The sequence below is a fragment of the Streptomyces sp. NPDC056479 genome (assembly GCF_042795335.1).
Lineage (GTDB): Bacteria > Actinomycetota > Actinomycetes > Streptomycetales > Streptomycetaceae > Streptomyces.
The window spans coordinates 1,079,949-1,104,656 of sequence record NZ_JBHTRZ010000001.1 but is presented as its reverse complement, the minus strand read 5'-3'; the positions used below and the strand labels follow the sequence as shown (position 1 = coordinate 1,104,656).

The following is a 24,708-nucleotide window of genomic DNA, read 5'->3' as shown; positions in this document are numbered from 1 at the left end:
TCATGGTTTCGTCGAACCAGCGGGGGGACGAATGCGGCAGACGTCCGAGGTGCCGTTCCTGGGCAGGCACGAGGAAATGGCCAGGATGAGCGGCTGGCTGGACATGGCGGCCGGAGGCGAGCCTCGGCTCGTCGTCATCGATGGAACCGCCGGGATCGGGAAGACCTCCCTGATCCGTCGTTTTCTGGCCGGCCCGGCCAGGGACTGCCGTGTGCTGACTGCCAGCGGCGAGGAACTCGAGCGGGAGCTGGCCTACGGCCTCATCACTCAACTGATGCGCCAACTTCCGGGGACGACCGGTGCGGTGCTTCCCGATGCGGCTGACGGTGCCTCGTCCGGCACCGCCGCGCATGACCCCGTTGCCGTGGGGGCGGTATTCCTGGATGCCCTGGGGCGATTCCAGGACCAGAAACCGGTGGTCATGGTGATCGACGACATCCACTGGGCAGACACTCCCTCTCTCCATGCGCTGACCTTCGTCCTGAGAAGACTGCGCGTGGACCGGGTTCTGACCGTGCTGGCCATCCGGGACTCAGCCGATCCCCGGGTGCCGCAAGGGCTCCACCGGTTGGTCCAGGACGACAGCACGCTCAGGCTGACGCTCCAGGGCCTCGGGCTGCCGGAACTGATGGCGCTGAACGCGGCCCTCGGACCCGTGTCACTGCCACGCCGGGCCATGGTCCGGCTGCGGGATCACACGCTCGGAATCCCGCTGCACGTCAAGGCACTGCTCCAGCAGTTCCCCGCCGATGTCCTCGGTCACCGCGCCGTCCTGCCGGCACCCCGCAGGTACGAGCACATCATCGCGGAGCGACTCGCTGCCTGCGAAACGGGATCACGCCGCCTGGTACAGGCCGCCAGTGTCCTCGGCATGTCCAGCCCTCTCCATCTGGCGGCGGAGGTGGGTGCTGTGCCGGAGCCCCTGACCGCGCTGACCCGGGCGATGGCGTGCGAACTGCTGGAGGAAGGCCCCACTGTAACTCCGCCGCAGGTGTCCTTCCCCCATCCTCTGCTGCGTGCGGCCGTCTACCGCGGGCTGGAGCCGTCCGAGCGCTCGCGCCTGCACCGTGTGGCCGCCGATCTCATGGTCGACCCATGGCTCGCGCTGCAGCACCGGGTCAACGCCGCCATCGGACCCGATCGACAACTCGCCCAGGAACTCGCTCTGTTCGCCTCGCAGCAGTCCGCGAATGGCGCATGGTCCGCCGCGGCCTCCGCCTCGATGGCCGCCGCCCGGCTGTCCGCCGAGCCCGGCACGCAGGCGCGGCGGCTGCTCCAAGGGGTCGAGTACCTGCTGCTCGCCGGAGATGTCAGTCAGGCCGCCGAACTGGAGCCGACCATCCGCGGCATGGTTCCCGACGCGGAACAGCACTACGTCCTGGGCCACCTCGCCCTCACCGCGGGCCGGCTCGACGAAGCCCGTCGTGAGCTCGCCGCCTGCTGGGACACCTGTGACGCGACCACGGGAACGGAAACACTCCGCAAGGCCGCCGAGCAGATGGCCTGGCTTTGTCTCATCCAGGGCGACGCCCCGCGCATCATCCACTGGGGCGAGCGCGGACTTGCCCTGCCACCGGGCGAGCGGTCGTCTTTCCTACGCGATTCCCTCGCCATCGGCCTGGCGATCTCCGGCGACTACGAGCAAGGCATGCGGTCCGTCGCACACCTGTCGGACACCGGACGGCGGGACACCCCGGAGAAGCTGGACGGCCTCCTCGCACGCGGCATGCTGCACCTGTGGAACGGGCAGCTGCGCGAGGCCCGCCGGGACCTGAAGGACGCCTTCGACTCTCACCGTCGTGGCGGGCTTCCCTATGCGGCTCTGGTCGCGCTGGGCTTCCTCACGGACGCCGCCTACCGCGCCGGGCAGTGGGACGAAGCCATCGCCCACGGCACCCATGCCGTGTCCCTGGCGGAGGACACCGACCAGACATCCATCCTCGCCGTGGTGCACGCCGTGACCGCGTACCCGCTCGCCGGCCGAGGTGACTTCCGGGCCGCCGAAGCACATGCCGCATCAGCAGCCGAATACGCCCAGATGCTCGGAGACGTCAACGACTCCGCCTTCGCGGCCACCGCGCTCGCTCTCGTCCACCGTGCCCGCGGTGATCAGGAGAAGGTGATCGAGCAGCTGAGCCCCTTCCTGAGCCCGGAGATCGTCCACCGGTACGGCATCGAGGAGCCCGGCCTCGTCGCCTGGCGTCCCCTGCTCGCCGAAGCCCTGACCCGCACCGGCCGCACGGAGGAAGCCCAGGCGGTGCTCACTCCGTACGAGAGGCGTGCGGCCGAGCGGGGAAGGCCGCTCGAGCAGGCGGCGGCCGCGCGCTGCCGGGGGCTGCTGGAGGAAGCCCTCGGCCACGCCGAAGCCGCCGACCTGGCATTTCTCAACGGCTTGCGGCACTGCGTACAGGGCGACGGCTGCTGGGAAGAGGCGTTGTTGCACCTGGCCTACGGCACGTTTCTTCGCCGTTCCGGCCGACGCAGGAACGCGGCGTCCGAGCTCGAAGGCGCGCAAAGGATCTTCCGCCGCCTCCAGGCCACGGTGTACCTCGAGCGGTGCGACAGGGAACTGACGGCCTGCGGACGCGTGACCGTCCGTCCGCGGACCACCTGGCATCCGGTACTGACCGCGCAGGAACTCACCGTCGCCAGGCTGGCTGTGCAGGGAATGACGAACCAGCAGATCGCCCGTGAGCTGGTGCTCAGCGTGAAGACCATCGAGTACCACCTCAGCAACAGCTACAGCAAGCTCGGCATCACTTCCCGCATGGGGCTGATCGACAAGCTGCCCCGGGACGTCTGACGACGGGCGCGACAGGAGCGCCGGGCGGCGCCAACTACCCCTCGCTTCACGTCGGTTCGCGCCCCAGGGATCTCCCCAGGGTCGCCCCTGGGGCGCTGTGAGCTGCTGCTCCGTAGCGTTCCTGTCCACCACACACGACCGATTGGGGGGAAAGAGTTGCGTGCGATCGCCTTCACTTCACGCCTCTTCTGCGCTGTGATGCTCGCTCCTGTACTGATGACCACCGCGGCCTGCTCGAAGGAGGGAACACCGCCGACGGGCCCGGTGAACGCCGACGCCCGGCCAGCCGCCGAAGACGACTCACAGTCGGGGTCCAGCGGCGTTTCCTTCCGTACCCCACCACGCGTGGTGGGCAGTTGGTGCGGAGGAACGGACAGGGCGGCGCACTGGACCTACGTCTTCGCCGACGACGGACGGTACGTCCGGAGCGATGGAGGCAGGCAGGGCGATTCCGGAATCGCCCGCTTCGACAGCTCGCAGCTGACACTCCTCGTCGACGGCCGGCCCCTCATCTCCTATCCGTGGTCCCTGTACTCCGACCCGACCCTCGGTGACCTGCTGTACATCGACGGCTTCAGCTATGTACGGGGAAAGTGCTCATGACCCGTCCCGCCCCTGACACGACCCCCGGCCGTCGGCTTCGCACCCCGCTTCGCCCACTCGTTGCGCTGCTGCTTTCCGGCGTCGCTGCCTGCTCAAGCCCTGTGACCGGAGCAGACACCACGGACTCGCGTTCACCGATCGGGCCCGCCGTCCCTCAGGACATCGTCGGCGCGTGGGAGAGCGCGCAGCCGGGCAGCAACACCACACTCGCCTACCGGTTCACCGCGGAGGGGAAGTACAAGTACTTCGGCATGACGTCCTATCCCATGGGAGAGACGGGAACCTACGAACTCACCTATGTCGCCGGAGGGACGTACAAGACTTCGGCGAAGGCCCTGACCCTCAGGCCGCACTTCGCGAGCGTGACCAGGAAGAACCCTGAGAACCCCGAGCAGGACCACACGAACAGGCCGGCCCCTGTGGAAACGCAGCACTACCGGTGGGAGGTAGCGGACCGGAAGCTGTCGCTGACCCGTTCGGACGGTACGCAGTTCGTCTTTACGTGGGTGTCCCCATGACCAGCCCCACGCCTACGGGCCCGGCCGGCACCGCTCCGCCCCGGAGGCGGTTCTGTCTGCGTACCCATGTCCAGCTCGGGCTGATAGCCGCCATCGTGACAGCGACACTGCTGGCCACCTGGCAGTTCAAGAAGGCCGGTGACTGCTATCAGGACGCGGTCGCCGAGGAACTGAGGCTGCAGACGGCGGTCCAGGAAGAGGCACGGTATGTGTACGCCGACGAGGCTCCCCTCGGATTCCGCGTGGCTGCTGCCTCCAGCCGAGCCGAGGCACTCGGGGCGCTCAAGGACGACGGCCGGCTCGCGGCATCGGAGTTCTCTCTCGCCGAGCAGGAGGCGGTCAGCCTTCGTCACAGCGCTGCTCCCGAAAGCATCATCGGCAGCGACCGGTACCGGGACGCCCAGAAGGGCTACGACGTTCCCCGCCGCCTCGCCCACCAGGAGAAACGGGATCCTGCCGAGTACCGGCTGACGCCGAACGGGACGATGGAGGACGGCGACAGGTGGGCGGCGTGGGGGCGGTTCTCCTTGGCCCTGGCCGGCGCGGCGATCCTCGCGATGATGGCCGCCGCGAGCGTTCTGCGCCCCGAGCCATGGCGTATCCCTCCCTCCACTGGCAGCTCGCCCCGCCTCCTGCGAGGCATTGACCCGATTCCGCAGCCGGCGACCGCCTCGCCGGACCACCGGCGCGGCACGCAGATGCACCTGCTTGTGGTGGTGCTGCTGTTCCTGTTGCCTCTGCTGCAGTTGGCGGCCGCCTCCAACGAGCAGCGCGCGCAGGCCGAAGCGTCACGCCATGCGCTCCGGCTCGGCTCGGCCATCGTGGCCAGCGGACAGCGAGAAGCCTTTCTGACGCAGGCCGTCACGGAGTCACAGGTAGCCGACATCCATGCGGCTGCCCGCGAGCTCGCGGTCCTGTACGAGAAGGACTCTCCCGCCGTACGACACGAGCGGGCCGTTGCCTCCGCCGAGACGAGCCACGCCTCCCGGCTGCGTGTGATGGCGGAATACATGGGCCGGGCACCCAGCCGCGCCGACGGGGTCTCCGCCGCGTCCGTGGCTGCCTTACGGGCTCGGCCCGAGGACTGGCCGGGCATGCGGGCGGAGCAGAACCGTCAGAAACTCGTTGCGGACGCGGCCGGTGATCGAGGTCTGTATCTCGCCGCCGCCACCGCGCTGGCCGTGGTCGCGGAGATGCTGGCAGCCGCGTTCCTGGAGTCCGATCGTCTGTTCAGGATGGGATGGCCCGCGGGAATCGCCGCGCTCTCGAGCGGCATCACGGCCTGGGCCCTGCTTTCGTGACACCGTCGAGCTCCGCGGCAACGCCTTCGGAATGACGTCGACATGACGCTGACCCGCCAGGAACCAACTTTGGAGTGCCATCAGCAAAGGCAGCCCTGACATCCTGGCGGCATGGCGACACTCAACGGAAAGCCCGTTTCCTCCGATGAACTGCTGTCCCTGGCCCTGGTCAACATCGGCCACTTCACGACCATGCGAGTAGAAGACGGCCGTGTCCGCGGCCTGCCGCTGCACATGGAACGCCTCACGAAGGACTGCAAGGCCGTGTGGGGTGCTGAACTGGACACCGAACGTGTCCGCGACTTCGTCCGCCAGGCCCTGGAGGGGCAGACGCAGCCGTGCGTCGTCCGCGTGACCATCTACGACCCCAAGGTCGACATGGGACATCTCGCGAACGTCGGGGAACCGCAGGTCCTGGTGACCGTGCGGGGTGCCGGCGCGATGCCTCCGGCTCCGCTACGTGCCAGGAGCATGCCGTACGAGCGAGACCTGCCCGAGGTCAAGCACGTCGGCCTGTTCGGGGCCCTGCACACCCGGCGCAGCGCGCAGCTCGCCGGATTCGACGACGCCCTGTTCATCGGACGCGAAGGACTCGTCAGCGAAGGCAGCACCTGGAACGTCGGATTCGTCGAGAAGAACGGCACGGTGGTGTGGCCACAGGCTCCTGTGCTGCCCGGAGTCACCATGGCACTGCTCCAGCTGCGCGCCGAACACCGGATCGCCACCGTCACCCTGGAACAGGCCAAGGGCATGGCGGCCGCGTTCGCGACGAACACAAGTATCGGCGTACGGGCCGTCGCTGCGATCGACGACACCGAACTGGCCACCGAGCACGCCGTGTTGGACCGGCTGCGCGAGACCTACCTGTCCGTCCCCGGAGAAAGGCTCTAGGCCGCGGCCTAGACGGGCGGCCCACGCGGAAGAGCCGAGGCGAAACTCCCGAGCCAGCCTCGCCAATGAGGCTCCCTCGACGCCCTGCCGGCCCGAGCCGAACCCGACGATCAACAGCGGTTCGCGGCGCCTCTCACCAAGCGGGACGCCGTCGAACACGACAAAGGAGCCGGGCAACTGCTGCGCCGCGACCGCCCGAATACGGCGCCGAGCGGGCCCGTTCGGTGCCCGCATTGAGAAATCTCGGGCCAGCCGAACATCCGCCGGCACTCCTGGGCGCTGAGCTCGAAATTGCATCGTTCCCTAGTGATTTCCCTAGTCCCCATTGCCACATCGTTGACACAACTGGAAGAGATCACCCAGACTCAAATCCGGTCCCGCCACTGGATCCCTGGGTGACTCTGGATTCCGGGTTCGCTCGCGCGGCTGGAGGAGAATCGCGATGAGTCTGAAGCCGAGGCAGCCGTACGGTTCGCCCGCCGCACCATATGACCGCCTTCCCTCTCGTAGTCTCCCTTGGCGCCGGAAGCAGATCGCACTTGTTCGAAGAGGCCCTATGAGCTTGTCCACCTCCAATAATCGCGGATAAATCAGACGCGTAGCGGCATGGACAATGGGTTGACGATTTCCGAGAAATAGACGCCAAGGGTTTCAAATCGCCGACCTCTGGCCAACCCTGCCGTTGCGGCTGGCGAATTCCATTCCTTCTGATCCGGGCTGTCCTGCCATCAACGCCGATCCGGATGAGCGCGAAATCGAGTTCCGAGCACGGTCACGTCTTCGCGCCAGCCCTGCGCCATCCACCGAGAGGAAGCCATCCGTGACCACCCAGCCCGACGTCGTACGGTCCGCGACAAGCACGGTCGCGCACGAACTCACCACAGAGACGCTGCTCCAGCTGGCGAACCGAGAGATCGCCGCGATCCATGTGCGCGGCTATTACCCGGTCGAGATCGCGGCCGAGGCCGCCAAGAAGGCAATCAATCATCAGGAACTCGGCCATTACCACAAGCAGCACACCAGCAGTGTCGGTCGTGTCTACATGCCTCACATCGACACCAAGTGGGACGAGGAGCTGACGGATAGGTACCACGAGCAGGCGCTCCCGGCGATCGAAGACGTCCGCTCGATGTTCCACCCCTACATGGCGCCGGTGGACCGTATCCGACTGGAGCTCCAGGAGCTGTGGCCGGCAGGCGCCAACCTGCTGCGCCTGCGCGGCCGTACCTGCTTCGTCGGTGCGCTCCGCGTGTTCCAGCCGAACACCTCAGAGTTCTGGCCGCACAACGACGCGATTGACCAGGAGACCGACGCCCCCGAGATCGAGGGCGTGCTCAACCAACTCGTTGCCAACATCTACTTGCAGTCCGCGGATGAGGGCGGCGATCTCCAGCTCTGGCTGCGTGAGCCGACTCCTGAGGAGACGAAGCAGATCCTCGTCGTTGAGGGGCTGGAGCCGGACTCCATCGAGAAGCCGGTGATTCAGATCCACCCGGAAGCCGGGGACCTCATTCTCGTCAGCCCCCGTCAGCTGCACGCGGTGACGCCGGCCAAGGACCAACACCGGGTCGGAGCCAGCGCCTTCATCGTCTCCAAAGGCCCGCAGGAACCGCTCCTGTTCTGGAGCTGACGCCCCCACCACCAGCCACCCGGCCACGAGTCGACACACAGAGGACGACAGTAGATGCTCCCGGCTCAGGTCCGAGCGCACGCGAAGGCTCACCCGAACCGCACGGCTGTTGCCATGGGTCACGATCGACTGACCTACGCACAGCTCGACGTCCGGGTCTCTCGACTGGCCCGCCGTCTGCGCCATCTGGGCGTCGGCCGCGGGCACCTCGTCGGCGTACACCTGGACCGTACGCCCGCGACTGTCGCCGCACTCCTGGCCGTGCTCTCCGCTGGTGCGGCGTACACCGTGGTCGACCCGGCCGATCCGGTGTCCGAAGGGGCGGGCCGTCTCGCCGCGGCCCGCCCCGACCTGGTCCTTGGTGCGGGGCCGTACCTCGACGAACTGCGTCGTCATGGGCTCAGCGTCGTCGACGTCCACGAGAACATCCCCGGGGACGACGCCGGGGAGCCCTCCGAGAGGGGCGTGACCACCCCCGCCGTCCAGGACACCGCGTACGTGCTGCACACTTCCGGCTCCACCGGTGTGCCCAAGGGCGTCATGGTCACGCACGCCAACATCAGGCACTACACCGAGTCTTTGCTGGACCGGCTCGACATAACCGAGCCCCTCCAGTACGCCCACGTCACCACGCTCGCCGCCGACCTCGGCAACACCTGCGTCTTCCTCGCCCTGTGGACCGGCGGCACCCTGCACCTGGTGGACGACGCCACACGACGCGACCCCGCAGGTCTGCTCCGCTATCTGCACGCCGAAGGGATCGACGTCCTCAAGACCACGCCCTCGCACTGGAGCGTCCTGTTCCAGGCGTACGGGCTGGACGGCGCCTCTCGACCACGGCTCCGGCATCTGGTGCTCGGCGGCGAGCTCCTGCCCCTGCCGCTGGCCCGTAGAGTCATCGCTTCCGGCATCACCGCCACGCTGGTCAACCACTACGGCCCGACCGAGACGACGGTCGGCGTCTCCGTCCACCTCCTCACCTCCGAGACCGACCTCGACGCCCTGGGCGACGCAGCGTCGGTACCGATCGGCCGCCCGCTCGGGGCGAACCGGCTCCTCGTCCGCACGCCGGACGGAACCTTCCATGAGCGCGATGCCGCCGGTGAGCTGTACGTTGTCGGCCCTTCGGTCGCACTCGGCTACCGCGGCGCCCCGGAGGCCACTGCGGCGGCGTTCACCGAGGAAGTGGCCGCGCGATATCCCGGTCTCGGCGTGGCCTATCGCACCGGTGACCGAGTGCGGGCCGACTCCCACGGTGTGCTGGAGTTCCTCGGGCGCGGCGACCGGCAGGTCAAGGTGCGCGGTCACCGCGTTGAACTCGACCATGTCGAAGCGGAGTTGCGACGGATGCCCGGCGTCGCCGACGCCCGCGCGATGGTGCTGCCAGGCGAGCAGGGCCGGCTGGTCGCCGTGGTCAGCGCATCTGACACCCACGGGCAATCGGCCTCGCTCCGAGCCCGAGCCCGGGAAGTGCTGCCTTCGTACATGGTCCCGGACCGGATCGAAGTGCTCGACGCCTTCCCACGGACCGGAAACGGCAAGACCGACCTTGCGGCGCTGCGTCAGTTCGCTGAGGACAGCCCCACCGAGCGCCGAAACGCCCATTGCTCGGAGGATCAGCTGGGTCATCTGGATCCGCCGGATCCGCTGCTCGACGAGGTGCTGACGGCTTGGCGACGCCAGCTCGGTCACGATGACTTCACCCCGTACGACGACTTCTCGTCGGTCGGCGGCAACTCCATCGATGCCATTCAGGTGATCGCGGACCTGCAGTCCCGCGGCCATCGGGTATCCGCTGCCGCCTTTCTGGCCGAGCCCACTGCGGCGGCCCTGGCCACACGCCTGCGGGCGGGCGCCGCGGGCGAGGGCCCCGAGACCACGGACCCTCCGGTGGTCCCCTTCCCAGCGGAGGACACCGCGCTGTCCCTCGCCCAGGAATGGTTCTTCCGGCAGCACTTTGCCCAGCCCGACCAGTGGAACCAAGCGTTGTTGCTCGACGCCGACCCGCCCGTCCGACCGGAGATCATGGCCGCCGCGGTGGCCGACGTGATTCGCCTGCATCCGTTGCTCCGCACTGCTTTCCGCCCCGGACCGAGCGGTGTCCGCCGCGTGCTCGCCGAGCCCGGTACGCCCTTCACCAGCTCCGCCCTGCCGGTCGCCGCCACAGAGGCCGAACGGCACATCGAGGAGACCGCCACCGCCTGCCAGGAGCGGATCCGGGTCGAGGACGGCACCCTGTTACAGGCCCACCTGTTCCTCGGCACGGAGCGGAGCCACCTGTTGCTGGTGGCGCATCACCTGTGCGTCGACGCCGTCTCCTGGCGCATCGTCACCAGCGACCTGGCCCGCTGCTACGCCGAACGGCTGCGCGGCAGAGCCCCGTCGCTGGCTCCCGCACCCACCGACTTCGGCGGCTGGGCGACCCACCTGCGCGGCCAGGCCCCTGTCCTGGCCGACGACCTCGAGTACTGGCGCGACATCACCACCTCGGCCCCAGCCTCTGCCGCCGTCGGCAACAACCGCGAGGGCAACGCCGAGACGATCTGGTTCCGCCTGTCCCGCGCCCAGACCGACGCACTGAATGGCACCCGGCTGCCCCCGCATGCCGTCCTGCTCGGCGCTTTCGCCCAAGCACTGGCCACAGCGCGCGGCACCGACGAGGTCGTGGTGGATGTCGAGAGTCATGGACGACTCCCACTTGACGAGGCCCTGGACGTCTCCCGCGTGGTGGGCTGGTTCACCTCCACATTTCCGGTCAGCATCGCCGCCGTCGCCGACGACATGACGGCTACGGTGAAGGCCACTGAGTCCGCGCTGGCAGATGTGCCCCGACTCGGCGTTGCCTACGGGCTGCACGGTCAGCCACAGCGCACCGACGTGTGCTTCAACTACCTGGGCGCGCTTGCCTTCCCTCAGGACGACGAGCTTCGGCTGTCGCCCTCACGGCACCGGCTCGGCCCAGTCCGTGGACCGGAGAACGACCGCGGTTACGCCCTCAAGCTCACCGCGCGCCTGCACGACGGACAGTTGGCGGTCGACTTGTCCTACCCCTTACGCCCGCACGACTCCGGGCAGCTGATCGACCTGGCACGCGATACGCGGGCGCATCTGCTGGAGGCGGCCGGACTTCCGCCGGAGGAGGGGCAGTTCGTGGTGGAGCGCGGCTCCACCACGGGTCTGCTCGTCCAGGTCCCGCGCACAATGTGCTTCGAACCGCCGGCCGGCGGCGGTCTCGGACGGACCGGCGTTCGCGAGTACGGCACCGTGCTCCTTTCCGGGGCCACCGGCTTCATCGGTGCCCATCTTCTGTACCTGCTGCTCACCCGTACCACCGGCACGATCCACTGCCTGGTTCGCGACCGCGACGGCCGCCCGGCCCCCGAGCGGCTGCGCGAGACGCTCGCCTGGTACCTGCCCGATGGTGACCTCGACCGTTATGCCGACCGAATCACCGTGCTCGCCGGTGACCTCGCCGAGCCCGCGTTCGGCCTGCCCGACCAGGAGTACGAACGGCTGGTCCGCGAGGTCGAGGCCGTCTACCACCTCGCCGCCGACACCCGTCTGTTCGGCGACCGCGAGAGCTTCACCCGTCTCAACACCGAACCGGTGCGTGCGGTGGTCGCTCTCGCCTCCACCGGTCGGCCGAAGGACCTGCACTACGTTTCCACTCTCGCGGTCTGCGGTACCGGGCCGGCGGGCGAAACGCCAGTCTTCTCCGAGGAAAGCCTCAACATCGGCCAGCGCTTCCTCAACGAGTACGAGCGCAGCAAGTACGACGCGGAGCGGATCGTCCACGAGTTCGCCGCGGCCGGCGGAGCGGGTTTCGTCTATCGGTCCGGCAACGTCACCGGTCACTCGGTCACCGGCCGCTTCCAGCGCAACGGCGGTGACAGCCGGCTGGTCCAACTCCTGCGCGCCGCGGTACAGATCGGCCGTGTGCCCAGTGTCGACGCGCGGACAGTGGCACTCAGCCCGGTGGATGTGGTCGCTGAAGGCATCCTGGCGATCTCGCGGAGCGAACGGGTGTCCGGCGGCACCTTCCATGTCGACACGCACCACGAGGTGCTCTACGCCGACCTGTTCGCCGCCCTGCGTGAGCTCGGGTTCGTCCTGGAGCCTGACGAGGCGGCCGACTTCGCGCCGCTGTTCGCGGACCATCTGGCCGGCGGCGACGAACAGATCGCTCTGGCGCATTTCTGGGCGAGCCGTCCGGAGCGCAATGTGCGTTACGACCACACTCGCACCCGCCGCCTGCTCGCCCGCCTGGACGTGTCGTTCCCCGCACCGGACCGTACCTGGCTACACGCCTGGTTGACCGGCCTGATCGACCGAGGCGCGCTGCCGCCCCGGTCCGTTCCGCCCTCTCCATGAGCCAGCCGATCGATGAACCACAGGGACTCAACATGACAGACCGACGCATCGCAGTCGTGACCGGGGCCTCGTCGGGGATAGGGCGGGCCGTCGTCCGCCACCTCGCCCATCAGGGCGCCTTCGTGGTGGCCGCCGGGCGGCGCGCCGAACGACTGACGGAACTGGAAGAAGAGTTACGTACGGCGCCCGGCCGGGCCGTGTCGGTGGCCGGCGACATCGTGCAGGCCGGTCACACCGAGGAACTGCTGGCCACGGCTGAGTGGGAGTGGGGACCGGCCGACGTGTTCGTCGCCGCCGCCGGGCAGGGCCTGCCCGGCACCGTGCTGGGCTCCGACCCGGAGCGCTGGCAGGAACTGGTGGAAGTCAACTACCTCGCCATGCTGCGCCAACTCCGCGTGGTCGGCGCCGAGTTCCGAAAGCGGGCGGAGGACGACGGCGGCGCGCAAGTGCGGGACATCGTGGTCGTCGGCTCGACCGTCGGCCGGCAGGTGTCGGCAGCGAATCCGGTCTACGGCTCGACCAAGTTCGCGGTGCACTCGCTGGTGGAGGCACTGCGGCAGGAGGTGTGCCCCCACAACATCCGGGTGACGCTGATCGAACCGGGTTTCGTTCGCTCCGGGTTTCAGGAGTCCGCGGGATACGACGCGGCGTGGTTCGAGGCGATCGCCGAGGAGAACGGGCCGCTGCTGGTCCCGGAGGACGTCGCCGACGTCGTCGGGTACGTGATCGGACGCCCGACGCATGTCCACCTCGACGACATTCGTCTGCGCCCCACTCGCCAGCGGCCCTGACCACGCCGACGAAATGGAATTCCGATGTCTTCGAACGAGAATTACGCCCGCCGGGTGCTTGAGGCGTTGGCGTCCGATCCCGACCGGATCGCCCTGTGGCGGGAAGGCGAGGAGTTCACCGCGGGCGAGTTCTGCAAGGCGGTTCTCGCGGCGGCGGAACGCCTGCGTCGGCACTTCACCGAACGCCGGGCTTTGATCACGGGAGCCCAGGATCCGGTGGTGGCCGTGCTGACCGTCGCCAACAGCCCGGCGACCATCATCTTCCGCTACGCGGCCAACCTCGCCGGGGCCACCCTGGTCCATCTGCACTCCACGAACGCGGTGGATCCCACCGACCAGATGGCCGCCGCCGCCCGGCAGAAGATCCTCAGCAGGACCGGGGCGACCTTCCTGGCCGTCGACAAGGAGAACGTCGACGCGGCCCGCGAGCTGTGCGACCGGCTGCCCGAGCCACCGCGGCTCGCCGCGCTCGGCCCTCTCGGTCCCGATGTCCTGGACCTCTCGTCGGGCGACGCGGACGCCTTCGACCTCGACGCCGTCGAGGTCGATCCCGAACAGCCGGCCGTGGTGATCTGCACCAGCGGTACCAGCGGCCGCCCCAAGGCCGTCACGATGCCGTACCGCGTCCGCAGCCTCTACCTCCAGGTGGGCCTCAAGGTGGGCTTCCAGTCCCCGGAACCCCTCGTCTACCTGTCGACCCTGCCGGTGAGCAACTCCAGCGGCTCCATCGTCGACCTCGCGCTCGCCTCCGGCGGAACGGTCGTCCTGCACGACGGGTTCGAGGCCGGCGCAGTGCTCCGGGCCGTGGAACAGCACCGCGTCTCCACGCTGACGATCACGCCGCCGCAGCTGTACATGCTGATCGACCACCCCGACCTCGCCACCACCGACCGGTCGAGCATCAGGAACATCACCTACGTCGGCTCCCCCGCGGCCCCCGCCCGCCTGGCCGAGGCGCTCGCAGTGTTCGGCCCGGTACTGCTCCAGATCTACGGGACCACGGAGACCAGCCCCATCAGCGTCCTGACCCCGCCGGACCACTTCGACCCCGAACTCCGCCGGACCGCCGGGCGCCCGACCGCGGAAGTACGCATCCGCGACGTGGACGACGACCATGACGTCCGGCCCGGCGAGATCGGCGAGGTGTGCGTGCGGAGCCCGTCCACCATGCTCGGCTACTGGGGCGAACCTGAGCTGACCACCGCGACCATCCGCGACGGCTGGGTGCACACCGGCGACCTCGGCTCCATCGACGAGAACGACTGTCTGCGCTTGCACGGGCGGATGGGCGAGGTCATGAAGACCAACGGCATCAAGGTCCGTCCCACGGATGTGGAGAACGCGCTGCTCAGCCATCCGGAGGTCGCCCAGGCCGCGGTGTACTGCGTGGTCGACGACGACCGCGTGGAGCACATCCACGCCGCCGTCGTGATGCGGCCGGGCAGCACCGCCGACTCCGGGACGCTGATCGGTCACGTGGCTGCCGAGCTGTCCCCGAAGCACGTACCGGCCGTGGTGACGTTCCACGACGCGCTGCCCCTCACCGGTGCCGGCAAGCCGGACAAACAGAGGCTGGCCGCACGGCACAGCGGTGCGGCATGACACCGACCGCCGCACCCGTACCGGCCGAGTCCGCCGAGCGGCGCCCCGACCATTCGGCGCTCGCCCCGAAATGCCGTGCCCGACATGCGTAAGCCGGCTCTCCAGCAACCCGACTGGGACGATCCGGCCCAGGTACGGCGGATCCGGGAGGTGCTGGCCGCACGCCCGCCGCTGGTCAGGGCGGAGGACGTGCGCGTGCTGCGGATGCTGCTGGCCCAGGTGGCCCGGGGCGAAGCCCTGGTGGTGCAGGCCGGGGACTGTGCCGAGAACCCGGCTGAGTGCGACGCCGCGTACGTGGCGCGCAAATCCGCGGTGCTCGACCTGCTCGGCGCGACGCTGAAGACGGCCACCCACCAGCCGGTGGTACGGGTCGGACGCATCGCGGGCCAGTTCGCCAAGCCTCGTTCCAGGCCCTTCGAACGGATCGGGGAGCTGGAACTGCCGGTCTACCGGGGCCACATGGTCAACGGCCCGGAGCGCGACCCGGAAAGCCGTCGGCACGATCCGCTGCGTCTGCTGACCTCGTTCATCACGGCCTTCGACGTCATGGAACACCTGGGCTGGCGCGGGCCCGTGGCCTTGGGCCACCACCCCCTGACCGTGCCCCGGTTGTGGACGAGCCATGAGGCACTCGTCCTCGACTACGAAGTGCCGCTGATCCGTGAGCTGGGTGACGGGCGTCGCTGGCTCGGCTCCACACACTGGCCGTGGATCGGCGAGCGGACCCGCCAGCCGGACGGCGCTCACCTGGACCTTGTCGCCGGCATCGTCAACCCGGTCGCCGTGAAGATCGGTCCGACCACCACCCGGGAGGAGATCACCGTCCTGTGCGAACGGCTCGATCCGCTACGGGAACCGGGCCGGCTCACTCTCATCGCGCGGATGGGCGCCGAGGCGGTTGGCGACCGGCTGCCAGGGCTCGTGGAGGCGGTCCGGATGGCCGGCCACCCGGTGATCTGGCTCAGCGACCCCATGCACGGCAACACCGTGGTCGGCCCGGACGGACACAAGACCCGCCTGTTGGAGACCATGGCACGGGAGATCCGGGGATTCCTCCGGGCCGTGACCGATGTCGGCGGCACGGCGGGCGGACTGCATCTGGAGACCACCCCCGACGACGTCCTCGAATGTGCCACGGACATCTCCGAGTACGAGGGGAAGACCGTCCGCCGTACCAGCCTGTGCGACCCCCGGCTCAATCCTGAACAGGCCGTCTCGATGGTCTCCGCCTGGTCCGACGGGTACGTCCGGCCCACCTCGTCGAGAGACGGGCCATGGATGGACCGGGAAGAGCAGACGATCCCGGCCGGACGGTCGCTGCCTGCTGGGCCGGAGTATCAGGAGCTCGAGCCCCGGAACCACGCCGCATTGCGGCTCAACCAGACCTAGTTCGGTTTCCCCATTTTGAGCCAATTGCCGCGCCAGTGTGGCTGATTCGCCTTGATCGCGGCGAATGCGGCGAGCGCACTTGGCAATTAAAGCCAACCCCAAAAGAGGACCACTACCGATCGGGCACGGATGGCGTCCGAATACGGCGGCCGGCGGGCCCGTTCGGTGCCCGCATTGAGCACGCCTTTGCCCGGCTCGAAATGGCATCGTTCCCTAGTGATTTCCTTAGTCCCCATTGCCGCATCGTTGACACGACTGGGAGAGATCACCCAGACTCAAATCCGATACGCCACTGGATCCCTGGGCAATTCTGGATTCCGGGTCACGTGAAACTCGGAAGCAGCACGCCGGTGACCTGCGGTGATGCTCGGCAATGGTGGGCTTCTACTTAAGCCTCCTTGCATCGAGATTTCACTGCACGGCGAAGGGAGAATCGCGATGAGTACACACGTCACCTCGTCTACCGGGTCCAAAGCCCTCTTCTCGCCGGGGGTAGCGCGATCCACGGTATTTCCTGTTATTCAACAGCAGGTTTCTGCGTTGGAGCCGACCCTGGCCCGGATTTGCGGTTACCACTTGGGCTTCATTGACGAACATGGTGATCCCACCAGTGGGGAGAACGGCAAACTCACCCGCGCCAGCCTCATGATGGCGGTGGCCGATGGGTTCGGCCTGCGGCCGGAGGACGTGCAGTCCCAGGCGGCAGCGGTGGAGTTGCTGCACAACGCGACCCTGATCCACGACGACATCGCCGACACGGACGAGCTGCGTCGCGGCCGCCCGGCCGCGTGGAAGGTATTCGGCACGAGTCTGGCGATACACGCCGGGAACGCGGTACAGGCTCTTGGGCTGCGGATGGTCGTGGACGACTCCGGCCCCGGCCACAACGAGATCGCCAGGTCGTTCACCGAGGCCCTCGGTCTGGTTCACGCGGGCCAGGCTCGTGAGCTCAGCATCCGACCGGGCCCGGGATCCGGCATTGCGGCGTACGAGCAGATGGTGAAGGAGAAGGCTTCCGCACTGCTGGAGTGCTCGCTGAGGACACCGGCACTACGGGCGGGCAAACCGGGGACTGTCCTGGCCGCCCTGCGCGACGCGGGCCGGCACCTGGGCATCGCTTTGCAGATCTCCAATGACGTGGAGGACATCTGGGGCGATCCCGCGGTGACCGGCAAGCCTATCCGGGGCGACATCAAGCGGCGCAACCTGACCTTCCCCGTGTTGGTTGCCCTGTCCGCCGACAGCCCGGCCGGCGTCCGACTGAGCCGGTTGTGGCACGCCGACGGCACCACAACGGCGCACCTTCAGTCGCTGGCCGACCTCATCGAGGAGGCCGGCGGCCGCCAGTCGGCCGTGCGGCTGTCCCGCCGCCACCTGGACTCGGCTGTGGAGCACCTCGGACGAGCCGGGCTCTCCCCGACCGCGACCGCCGAACTGACCGCCCTGTTCGACCGCATCGTCAATCGCGCAGCATGACCCGCGCCGCCCGACAGGGGCGGCAAATGAATGGGAGTACACCTTCATGACCACTACCCACGAATCCCCGGCTCCCCCTGTCGTCCGCAGCGAGTTCGAGCGCCGGGCGCAGGCTCACTATGAAACCAAGACCCAGGACCCGATCAACCTCCTGCTGGGCGAGGAGGACGGGCTGTACCACCACCACTATGCCGTCGGCCCGTACGACAAATCCGTGCTGGAGGTTCCCGAGCCCGAGCGGGACGCCGCGATCCTCGCGGAAATGGCCCGGATGGAGAACGAGCAGGTCGAACTGGTGCTGCGGGGGCTGGCCCCGCTCTCGCCGGACGCGAGGGTGCTGGACGGCGGTTCGGGTCGCGGCGGCACGGCCTTCCTCGTCAACCGGCGGTTCGGGTGCGAGGTGGTCGGGGCCAACTTCTGCGCCCACCACATCGAGTTCTCGGAGCGCCTGGCCAAGGAAGTGCACGGCTGCGACGACAAGGTCTCCTTCAGGTACGCCAACATGTGCGACACCGGTCTGCCCGCCGGGTCGTTCGACGCCGTGTACACCAACGAGACCACCATGTACGTCGACCCCGCGGAGGCCTTCGCGGAGTTCGCCCGGCTGCTGCGCCCGGGAGGCCGCTACGTCTGCGTCACCTGGTGCGCCAACGACGCAGTGTCGACCAGCAGCACGGCGGTGAAGGCCATCGACGACCACTACGACTGCCACATCAACAACCGCAGCGACTACTTCAAGGCACTCGCCGACAACCACCTCGTGCCTTCGCAGGTCTGGGACCTGACCCAAGAGGCCATCCCCCACTGGGAGCTGCGCTCGCACTGGGGACTGCGCACCGGCGTGGAGCAGCCGTTCCTCGACGCGCACAGGAGCAACGAGCTCAACTACATCGTCGTCGTCGCCGAATACACGCCGCCGGCGTAGAGCGGCCTGCGGGCCGCCCGCCGAGTTCAACCGGGCGGCGGCCCGGTTGAACTCGGCTTCGGCTCCGACGGGGTCCTACGGGTCATAACGATGGAGGATGTCAGTGAACGCCCCAGCTCAATTGCCCTTCGAGCAGACGCATCTGCTGCACGTCGCGCCATTGCTGCGCACGCTCCAGTCCCAGGGCACGGTCCATCGGGTTCGTACCGCCGAGGGGGACGAAGCGTGGCTGGTCACCGGTCATGGCCAGGTACAGCAGTTGCTGGACGACGACCGGTTCAGCCGCTCCCATCCCGACCCGGAGACCGCAGCCCGTGACAGAGGGGCCGCGTTTCTCAACAGCCTGCTGGGCAGCTTCGCCAACGACCACGCTCGGATGCGTTCGCTGCTGGAACCGCACTTCTCACCGGAGCGCATGCTGGCGCTGCGGTCCCACGTCGAAACGCTGACCGAGCAGCTGCTGGACGAGTTGGCCGGGCAGACGCCACCGGTGGATCTACGCCTGGCGTTGGCCCTGCCGCTGCCGATTCTGGTGATGTGCGAGTGGCTCGGCGTGCCCCATGAGGACAAGGACCAGTTCAGCACTTGGACCCAGGACGCCGCCAATGTGCAGGACCGGACCCGATCCCAGCAGGGGCTGGCGGCGTTGTTCGGCTATTGCCAGAAACTTGTGGCTCACAAGCGGCAGAATCCGGGCGATGACGTGATCTCCAGGCTGTGCGCGGCCGAGGGCGTCAACGACAGCGAAGTCATAGGGCTGACCGCGTTGTTGCTGTTCGGTGGTTACGAGACCACGGTGGCCCGAATCGGCACGGGTGCATTGCTGCTGCTGGCCAACCCTGAGCAACGTCAGACACTCCTGGACGACCCGGGCCTCATCCCGGGCGCGGTGGAGGAAATCCTGCGCATGTCGATGCCGAACCCGCACAACGGCGGAATGCCACGTTATGCGCGGACGGATCTGGAGATCGACGGAACCGCCATCCGCGCCGGAGACCTCGTGCTGCTGAACATCATCGCGGCCAACCACGACCGGACGGTCTTCAGTGACCCGGAGCGGGTCGATGTCACTCGACAGACCGCCGGCAGCCTCACCTTCGGACACGGCATGCACTACTGCGTCGGCGCGCCGCTGGCCCGGATGCAGCTCCAGGTGGTGCTTGCCCGCCTTGTCGCGCGCTTCCCGACCATGCGTCTGGCCGTCGACGTGGAGAAGCTGAGGCTCCGCCACGACACATTGACCGGCGGGCTTGTTGAACTTCCGGTGACGTGGTGACCGGCGTCCCGGCGGCAACGGGGCGCGGTAATTCCCCGAGAATATCTGAGCGCATGGTCAGGAAGAGTCCTGATTCAATCCGCGTCTATCTCGTGTTGATGCGTCTTCACGCACCCACGGGTGTCGTGCTCTACCTTCTTCCAGCCTTGTGGAGTGTTTCCCTCGCCTCCGGACGGCGACCGGACCTGCTGACGGTGGTCTGTCTCGCCGTCGCGGCGGTGCTGGTGCGCGGGGCGAGCTGCGCGGTCAATGACGTCGTCGACAAGGACATCGACGCCCGGGTCGCCCGCACGGCGTCGCGCCCTGTCGCGGCGGGGACGATCAGCGTCGGGAAGGCACTCCTGTTCGGCGCCGCACAGGCTGTGGCTTCACTGCTGATTCTGGCGATGGTGAACGGCGAAACAGCCCTGGTCGTCGGGGCCTCGTATCCGTTGCTTGTCGCGTACCCCTACATGAAGCGGGTCACTCCGTGGCCCACGGCATGGCTGGCACTGGCGATCAACGTTTATGTGCTGGCCGGCTGGACCGCAGTGACCGGCAGTATCGACTACCCGCCGGCGGTGGCCGGCCTGTATGCGTGCGGGTTCTTCTGGACCCTGTTTCACGACACGGTCTATTCCCACCAGGACAAGGAGTACGACCGGGCCATCGGTGTCAGGTCCTCTGCTCTGATGTTCGGCCGGTCCAGCAAGGCGTGGCTGGCCGTCTTCATCGGGCTGAGCGTCGGCGGCGCGTTGTGGGCGGGCGTCGAGGAACAGACCGGTTGGGCCTATTACTTGCTCGTCGTGTCTGCGGGTGTCCTGCTGGCCTATCAGGTCGTACGCGTGAATCTGGATGATCCGAAATCCTGCTGGGACACCTTCGTCACCAATCGCTACTTCGGCTGGATCATTCTCGCGGCGGCGGTCGCCGGGCAGTTCACATGACAGGGAATGGGATACGAATGACAGATTCGATGTGGCAGGGTACCGGCGTCGACTTGGACGCCTACCTGTCTCGCGTGGGATATCCGGCCGACGTGGCTCCGGATCTCGCTACGCTGCGAGGCCTGCATGCCGCCCACGTCGAGACGATCGCCTTCGAGAACATCGACGCGGTGCTCGGGCGGCCGGCGCCGTTGGACCTGGACAGTGTCCAGGAGAAGATCGTGCGACGCGGCCGTGGCGGCCTGTGCCTGGAACACCTCGTCCTGATGGCAGCCGTGCTGGACCGAATCGGGTTCACGTTCTCGGCGCTCGCGGCCAGATCCCGAATCCGCACCGGAAACAGGACCGGTCCCGCCGTCCATGTAGCTCTGTGCGTCGAGTTGGACGGCGAACGCTGGCTCTTCGATGTGGGCTTTGGTGGATTCGGACTCTATGAGCCGATCCGCCTCGCCGCGACCTCGCGGCTGGATGGGGACTGGCCCTTTGACATGGTGCGGGAACCGCACGGCGAATACGTACTGCGATCCTTGCGTGCCGAAGGACCGCTGGAGCTCTACGGTTTCACCACGGACGCACGCTTTCCGGCGGACTTCGAGGTCCTCAACCACTTCTGCCTGACCCACCCTCGCTCCCCGTTCAACCACCGGGTCATCCTCCAGCGCACACAGTCCACGGTGAGGCACGTCCTCATCGGCAACACGCTCACAGAAATGCGGCTTGGAGAGCCGGTGACTCATCGGGAACTCGACGAGGACGAGGCGCTTTCCGCTCCGGAAAAGATCTTCGGGATCACATTGGAACCAGGCGACGTCCAGGACCTCAAGGGTAGGCGAGATCACAAGGATCGATATGGACGAGATGCTCAATGAACCGGAATTCGGAGCATTACCCGTGGTGGAACGGCTCCGGTCGCTCCCGGAGCACGATCCGAATGATGCGGTGGAGAACGCCATCCTCGGCAGGCTTGCCGACAACTGGTACCGGCGCGCCACGGTCAAACGGCGGGAAGAGACTCTGGACGACGTGTTCGAACGGGACAGGCCGGACTTCCCCGTAGCCCTGCTGCCCTTCCGGAATCACCCTACCTATCTCGGTCTCGACGACGACGTCAAGGCCAAACTCCTTGCGTGGGGCTGGGTGGCGTTCAACAAGAACGTCATGGACATCGAGCAGTACGTGGTCAATCCGGGGTTCAGCCTGGTCGCCCAAGACGCCTTCGACACAGGGCTGGGCGGCGAGTCCATGGCAATCGCGGTTACCCAAGCCATGGTCGATGAGCAGTACCACACGCTGATGCACCTCAATGCCAGCGCCGTGACACGTCGGCAACGCGGCTGGCGAATGCCCGAGTCCGCACTTCCACTCGGTCACAAAGCACGCAAGCACGCGCACCGGCTGGCGACGGCCAAGACGCCCGAGCATCGGGCTCTGGTCTCACTCGCCTTCACCACGGTCGCGGAAATATCGGTAAACGCCCACCTGGACCTCATTGCCGAGGATCACGAGATCCAGCCCGTCAACCGCATGACGGCCGTTCTGCACAACCGCGACGAGTACTGCCACGCCTCAATCGCGGACACCATCGCCCAGGAAGCTTGGAAGCGTTTCACTGCCGAGCGACGCGACTACTTCCTCAGCGCGCTGGCCGACGGGATGGAGGCTTTCGCCGCCCACGATTTCACGACCTGGGCGAGGATCTTGGAATTGCTCGAGGTGGAGGGGGGCGAGCAGATGCTGCGAGACATCAAGGGCACCTCCGGCGGTGGCCGGCTCCTTCAGGACTTCAGCGGGTTGCGGCAGCTGTGCCAAGAACTGGATGTCCTCGACTCCGTCCCCTTCGACTGGTCGACGGTGACGACCGACCCCCGCTGACGACCACGTACGCCAAGCAGCGATCCAATGGACCGCCTCCGACAAACCACCTGGTGTTAGCCCATGCGCGTGCTGCTCATCGACAATTACGATTCCTACACCTACAACCTGTACCAGCTCCTGGCAAAGGTGTACGGCATCACGCCCGTCGTCGTACGGAACGACGCCGCAGCGTGGGATCACCTGGATCTGGACAGCTTCGATGCCGCAGTGATCTCGCCGGGACCGGGGCACCCGGCCGTCCCTCGCGACTTCGGCCGCTCCCGCGACGTCCTGGAGCACGCCCGGCTTCCGGTCCTGGGCGTGTGCCTCGGGCACCAGGGCATGGGACTTCTGTCGGACGCGCGGATCGTCCCCGCCCCGCAGCCCCGACACGGCTATCTGTCCACGATCCGGCACAACGATGACGGACTCTTCGCCGGCATCCCGCAGGACTTCACCGCCGTGCGCTACCACTCACTGAGCATCGCTGAACCCGGGCCCGCCCACCTCGAGATCACCGCGCGCGCCGAGGACGGAGTGGTCATGGGCCTGGCCCACCGCGATCGACCCTGGTGGGGGGTGCAGTTCCACCCCGAGTCGATCTGCACGGAGCACGGTGCCCTCCTCGTGGCGAACTTCCGTGACCTGGCGCTCGCCTCGGGTTCACGCGAGGGTCGTACCGGCATCCGTGACCGCCGAGTCAGCGCCGGCACCAATGGCACGTCCGTGTCTGTCCCACCGTCGACTCCGCTCCCGCTCCCCGCACAACTCCAGGCGCAGATCCACATCCTGGACAGAGCCGTCGACACCGAGGCCGCGTTCCTGGCCCTGTACGGTACCGACTCACGCTCCTTCTGGCTCGACAGTTCGCACGTCGAACCGGGCCTTGCCCGCTTTTCCTTCCTCGGCTCGGCGGAAGCGCCCGGAAGCGAGATGCTGACCTACCGCGTGGACGATGAGCATGTCGTCGTGGAACCCGCGGGAGGGATTCCTCGTCTGGAAGTCGGCACCATCTTTGACGCCCTCAACCGCCGCACCGGCCGAGTGGTCACCGGTGCCGAGGAGTTGCCCTTCGATCTTGTCGGCGGCTACGTCGGTTACTTCGGTTACGAGTTGAAGGCCGATCTCGGCGCCGATCGCACCCACCGGTCGGAGACCCCGGACGCCGTGTGGCTTCAAGCCGACCGCTTCATCGCCGTGGACCACGCCGAAGACCGTACCTATGTCGTCGCCGTGTGCGAGCAGCAGGACTCGGACGCCGCCCAGAAGTGGATCAATGCAGTGGTCCCCACATTGGCCGACCTGCCCACATCACAGCCTGACACGTCCGCTCCACCCTCCGCAGAAGACCATGACGCGTCGAGACGGCTGGTCCGTTCGCGCACCCAATACCTGGCCGACATCCGCGAGTGCGATCGACGCCTGAGGGAGGGCGTGAGCTACGAAATATGCCTCACCAACAAACTCCGTCTGCCCGCGCCGGCTAACGATGTCGCCTATTACCAGCGCCTACGCCAACTGAACCCCGCTCCTTACGCCGCGCTCCTGCGCCTCGACGAGGTCACGGTTTTCAGCTCCTCACCCGAGCGATTCCTCAAGGTGGACGCGGCTCGCACGGTGGAGACCAAGCCGATCAAGGGAACAGCGCCCCGCCACCCGGACCCGCGCACCGATGACGAGAGACGGCGCTCCTTGCAGATGGATCCCAAGACGCGCGCCGAGAATCTCATGATCGTGGATCTGCTGCGCAACGACCTCGGGCGGATCTGTGAGATCGACAGTGTCGCTGTCCCCGCACTGATGGTGACGGAGTCCTACGCCACCGTGCACCAGTTGGTCTCCACGGTCACCGGGACGCTGAGCGACGGCACGTCCGCCGTGGACGCGGTACGGGCATGCTTTCCCGGCGGATCCATGACGGGAGCGCCGAAGCTACGCACCATGGAAATCATCGACTCCTTGGAGAGTGAGGCCCGCGGAGTCTATTCCGGAGCCCTTGGCTTCATCGGATACACCGGGACCACCGACCTCAGCATCACCATCCGCACCGCGGTGAGCCACGATGGCGAGTTGACCATCGGTGCGGGTGGCGCCATCGTGCTCGACTCCGACCCCGACGCGGAGTACGAGGAGATGCTGCTCAAGGCCCAAGCGACCCTGCGGGCACTGCCGAAGGCGCGGGTCGTGGGCTCGTAGATGCGGCGACTCCAGTTTCGGGACCGACCCCGAACGGGGGCACCTGAAGAAGCCTCACCCCCCATAACAGCCACGCAGCCACCACGTCCTTGCGACACCTGCTGCGCTTGTCTGCGGCGGAAGGATGCTCATGTCCCCCCTACAACTGCCCTGCCA

17 protein-coding genes are annotated in these 24,708 nt (G+C 67.6%); all 17 read left to right on the top strand.

Annotated features, from left to right (window positions below):
• Positions 1–31: 31 nt before the first annotated feature.
• The 17 genes from ACFQ6S_RS04905 (at position 32) to pabB (ending at position 24,552) form a co-directional block, all read left to right on the top strand.
• The gene (locus ACFQ6S_RS04905) at positions 32–2,803 is read left to right on the top strand and encodes an AAA family ATPase (protein ID WP_383403564.1); all 2,772 of its coding nucleotides are present in this window, start codon (positions 32–34) and stop codon (positions 2,801–2,803) included.
• Positions 2,804–3,019: 216 nt separating this feature from the next.
• On the top strand, positions 3,020–3,406 hold the full coding sequence (locus tag ACFQ6S_RS04900; protein ID WP_383403561.1) for a hypothetical protein: 387 nt from the start codon (positions 3,020–3,022) through the stop codon (positions 3,404–3,406).
• 101 nt (positions 3,407–3,507) lie between these two features.
• Positions 3,508–3,924: a hypothetical protein gene (locus ACFQ6S_RS04895; protein WP_383403558.1), complete on the top strand. Its 417-nt coding sequence runs from the start codon at positions 3,508–3,510 to the stop codon at positions 3,922–3,924.
• Entirely contained in the window at positions 3,921–5,225 is a 1,305-nt protein-coding gene (locus ACFQ6S_RS04890) for a hypothetical protein (protein ID WP_383403555.1), read from the top strand. Before ACFQ6S_RS04895 ends, ACFQ6S_RS04890 begins: the two co-directional genes overlap by 4 nt.
• A 111-nt stretch (positions 5,226–5,336) precedes the next feature.
• Positions 5,337–6,116, top strand: coding sequence for an aminotransferase class IV family protein (locus tag ACFQ6S_RS04885; protein WP_383403552.1), 780 nt, complete (start codon positions 5,337–5,339; stop codon positions 6,114–6,116).
• 820 nt (positions 6,117–6,936) lie between these two features.
• A complete protein-coding gene (locus ACFQ6S_RS04880; RefSeq protein WP_383403549.1) occupies positions 6,937–7,746 on the top strand; it encodes a 2OG-Fe(II) oxygenase in 810 nt (269 codons plus the stop codon).
• 54 nt (positions 7,747–7,800) lie between these two features.
• Positions 7,801–12,117, top strand: coding sequence for an amino acid adenylation domain-containing protein (locus tag ACFQ6S_RS04875; protein WP_383403546.1), 4,317 nt, complete (start codon positions 7,801–7,803; stop codon positions 12,115–12,117).
• 32 nt (positions 12,118–12,149) lie between these two features.
• Complete coding sequence (locus ACFQ6S_RS04870) at positions 12,150–12,908, top strand: SDR family oxidoreductase (RefSeq protein ID WP_383403543.1); 759 nt, start codon at positions 12,150–12,152, stop codon at positions 12,906–12,908.
• A gap of 24 nt (positions 12,909–12,932) precedes the next feature.
• On the top strand, positions 12,933–14,510 hold the full coding sequence (locus ACFQ6S_RS04865) for a fatty acid--CoA ligase family protein (RefSeq protein ID WP_383403540.1): 1,578 nt from the start codon (positions 12,933–12,935) through the stop codon (positions 14,508–14,510).
• A gap of 84 nt (positions 14,511–14,594) precedes the next feature.
• Positions 14,595–15,899: a 3-deoxy-7-phosphoheptulonate synthase gene (locus ACFQ6S_RS04860; RefSeq protein WP_383403537.1), complete on the top strand. Its 1,305-nt coding sequence runs from the start codon at positions 14,595–14,597 to the stop codon at positions 15,897–15,899.
• 438 nt (positions 15,900–16,337) lie between these two features.
• Positions 16,338–17,375, top strand: a complete 1,038-nt coding sequence (locus ACFQ6S_RS04855) for a polyprenyl synthetase family protein (RefSeq protein WP_383403534.1) — start codon at positions 16,338–16,340, stop codon at positions 17,373–17,375.
• A gap of 46 nt (positions 17,376–17,421) precedes the next feature.
• On the top strand, positions 17,422–18,300 hold the full coding sequence (locus tag ACFQ6S_RS04850) for an SAM-dependent methyltransferase (RefSeq protein ID WP_383403531.1): 879 nt from the start codon (positions 17,422–17,424) through the stop codon (positions 18,298–18,300).
• A gap of 103 nt (positions 18,301–18,403) precedes the next feature.
• Complete coding sequence (locus ACFQ6S_RS04845) at positions 18,404–19,576, top strand: cytochrome P450 (protein ID WP_383403526.1); 1,173 nt, start codon at positions 18,404–18,406, stop codon at positions 19,574–19,576.
• Positions 19,577–19,629: 53 nt separating this feature from the next.
• Positions 19,630–20,502 carry a 4-hydroxybenzoate octaprenyltransferase gene (locus ACFQ6S_RS04840; RefSeq protein ID WP_383403523.1) on the top strand — a complete coding sequence of 291 codons (873 nt, stop codon included), beginning with the start codon at positions 19,630–19,632 and terminating at the stop codon, positions 20,500–20,502.
• A gap of 17 nt (positions 20,503–20,519) precedes the next feature.
• Positions 20,520–21,371 (top strand): arylamine N-acetyltransferase, encoded by an 852-nt coding sequence (locus tag ACFQ6S_RS04835; protein WP_383403521.1) that lies wholly within the window; start codon positions 20,520–20,522, stop codon positions 21,369–21,371.
• Positions 21,352–22,374, top strand: a complete 1,023-nt coding sequence (locus ACFQ6S_RS04830; RefSeq protein WP_383403519.1) for a diiron oxygenase — start codon at positions 21,352–21,354, stop codon at positions 22,372–22,374. The genes ACFQ6S_RS04835 and ACFQ6S_RS04830 overlap by 20 nt, the downstream gene beginning before the upstream one ends.
• Before the next feature lie 63 nt (positions 22,375–22,437).
• The gene (gene pabB, locus ACFQ6S_RS04825; RefSeq protein WP_383403516.1) at positions 22,438–24,552 is read left to right on the top strand and encodes an aminodeoxychorismate synthase; all 2,115 of its coding nucleotides are present in this window, start codon (positions 22,438–22,440) and stop codon (positions 24,550–24,552) included.
• The last annotated feature ends 156 nt before the right edge of the window (positions 24,553–24,708 follow it).

Excerpts from the sequence above, each read along its gene's own strand:
- ACFQ6S_RS04905 (WP_383403564.1), top strand. The coding sequence starts at position 32 with ATGCGGCAGACGTCCGAGGTGCCGTTCCTGGGCAGGCACGAGGAAATG.
- ACFQ6S_RS04900 (WP_383403561.1), top strand. The coding sequence starts at position 3,020 with ATGACCACCGCGGCCTGCTCGAAGGAGGGAACACCGCCGACGGGCCCG.
- ACFQ6S_RS04890 (WP_383403555.1), top strand. The coding sequence starts at position 3,921 with ATGACCAGCCCCACGCCTACGGGCCCGGCCGGCACCGCTCCGCCCCGG.
- ACFQ6S_RS04885 (WP_383403552.1), top strand. The coding sequence starts at position 5,337 with ATGGCGACACTCAACGGAAAGCCCGTTTCCTCCGATGAACTGCTGTCC.
- ACFQ6S_RS04875 (WP_383403546.1), top strand. The coding sequence starts at position 7,801 with ATGCTCCCGGCTCAGGTCCGAGCGCACGCGAAGGCTCACCCGAACCGC.
- ACFQ6S_RS04870 (WP_383403543.1), top strand. The coding sequence starts at position 12,150 with ATGACAGACCGACGCATCGCAGTCGTGACCGGGGCCTCGTCGGGGATA.
- ACFQ6S_RS04865 (WP_383403540.1), top strand. The coding sequence starts at position 12,933 with ATGTCTTCGAACGAGAATTACGCCCGCCGGGTGCTTGAGGCGTTGGCG.
- ACFQ6S_RS04860 (WP_383403537.1), top strand. The coding sequence starts at position 14,595 with ATGCGTAAGCCGGCTCTCCAGCAACCCGACTGGGACGATCCGGCCCAG.
- ACFQ6S_RS04855 (WP_383403534.1), top strand. The coding sequence starts at position 16,338 with ATGAGTACACACGTCACCTCGTCTACCGGGTCCAAAGCCCTCTTCTCG.
- ACFQ6S_RS04850 (WP_383403531.1), top strand. The coding sequence starts at position 17,422 with ATGACCACTACCCACGAATCCCCGGCTCCCCCTGTCGTCCGCAGCGAG.
- ACFQ6S_RS04840 (WP_383403523.1), top strand. The coding sequence starts at position 19,630 with ATGGTCAGGAAGAGTCCTGATTCAATCCGCGTCTATCTCGTGTTGATG.
- ACFQ6S_RS04835 (WP_383403521.1), top strand. The coding sequence starts at position 20,520 with ATGACAGATTCGATGTGGCAGGGTACCGGCGTCGACTTGGACGCCTAC.
- ACFQ6S_RS04830 (WP_383403519.1), top strand. The coding sequence starts at position 21,352 with ATGGACGAGATGCTCAATGAACCGGAATTCGGAGCATTACCCGTGGTG.
- pabB (WP_383403516.1), top strand. The coding sequence starts at position 22,438 with ATGCGCGTGCTGCTCATCGACAATTACGATTCCTACACCTACAACCTG.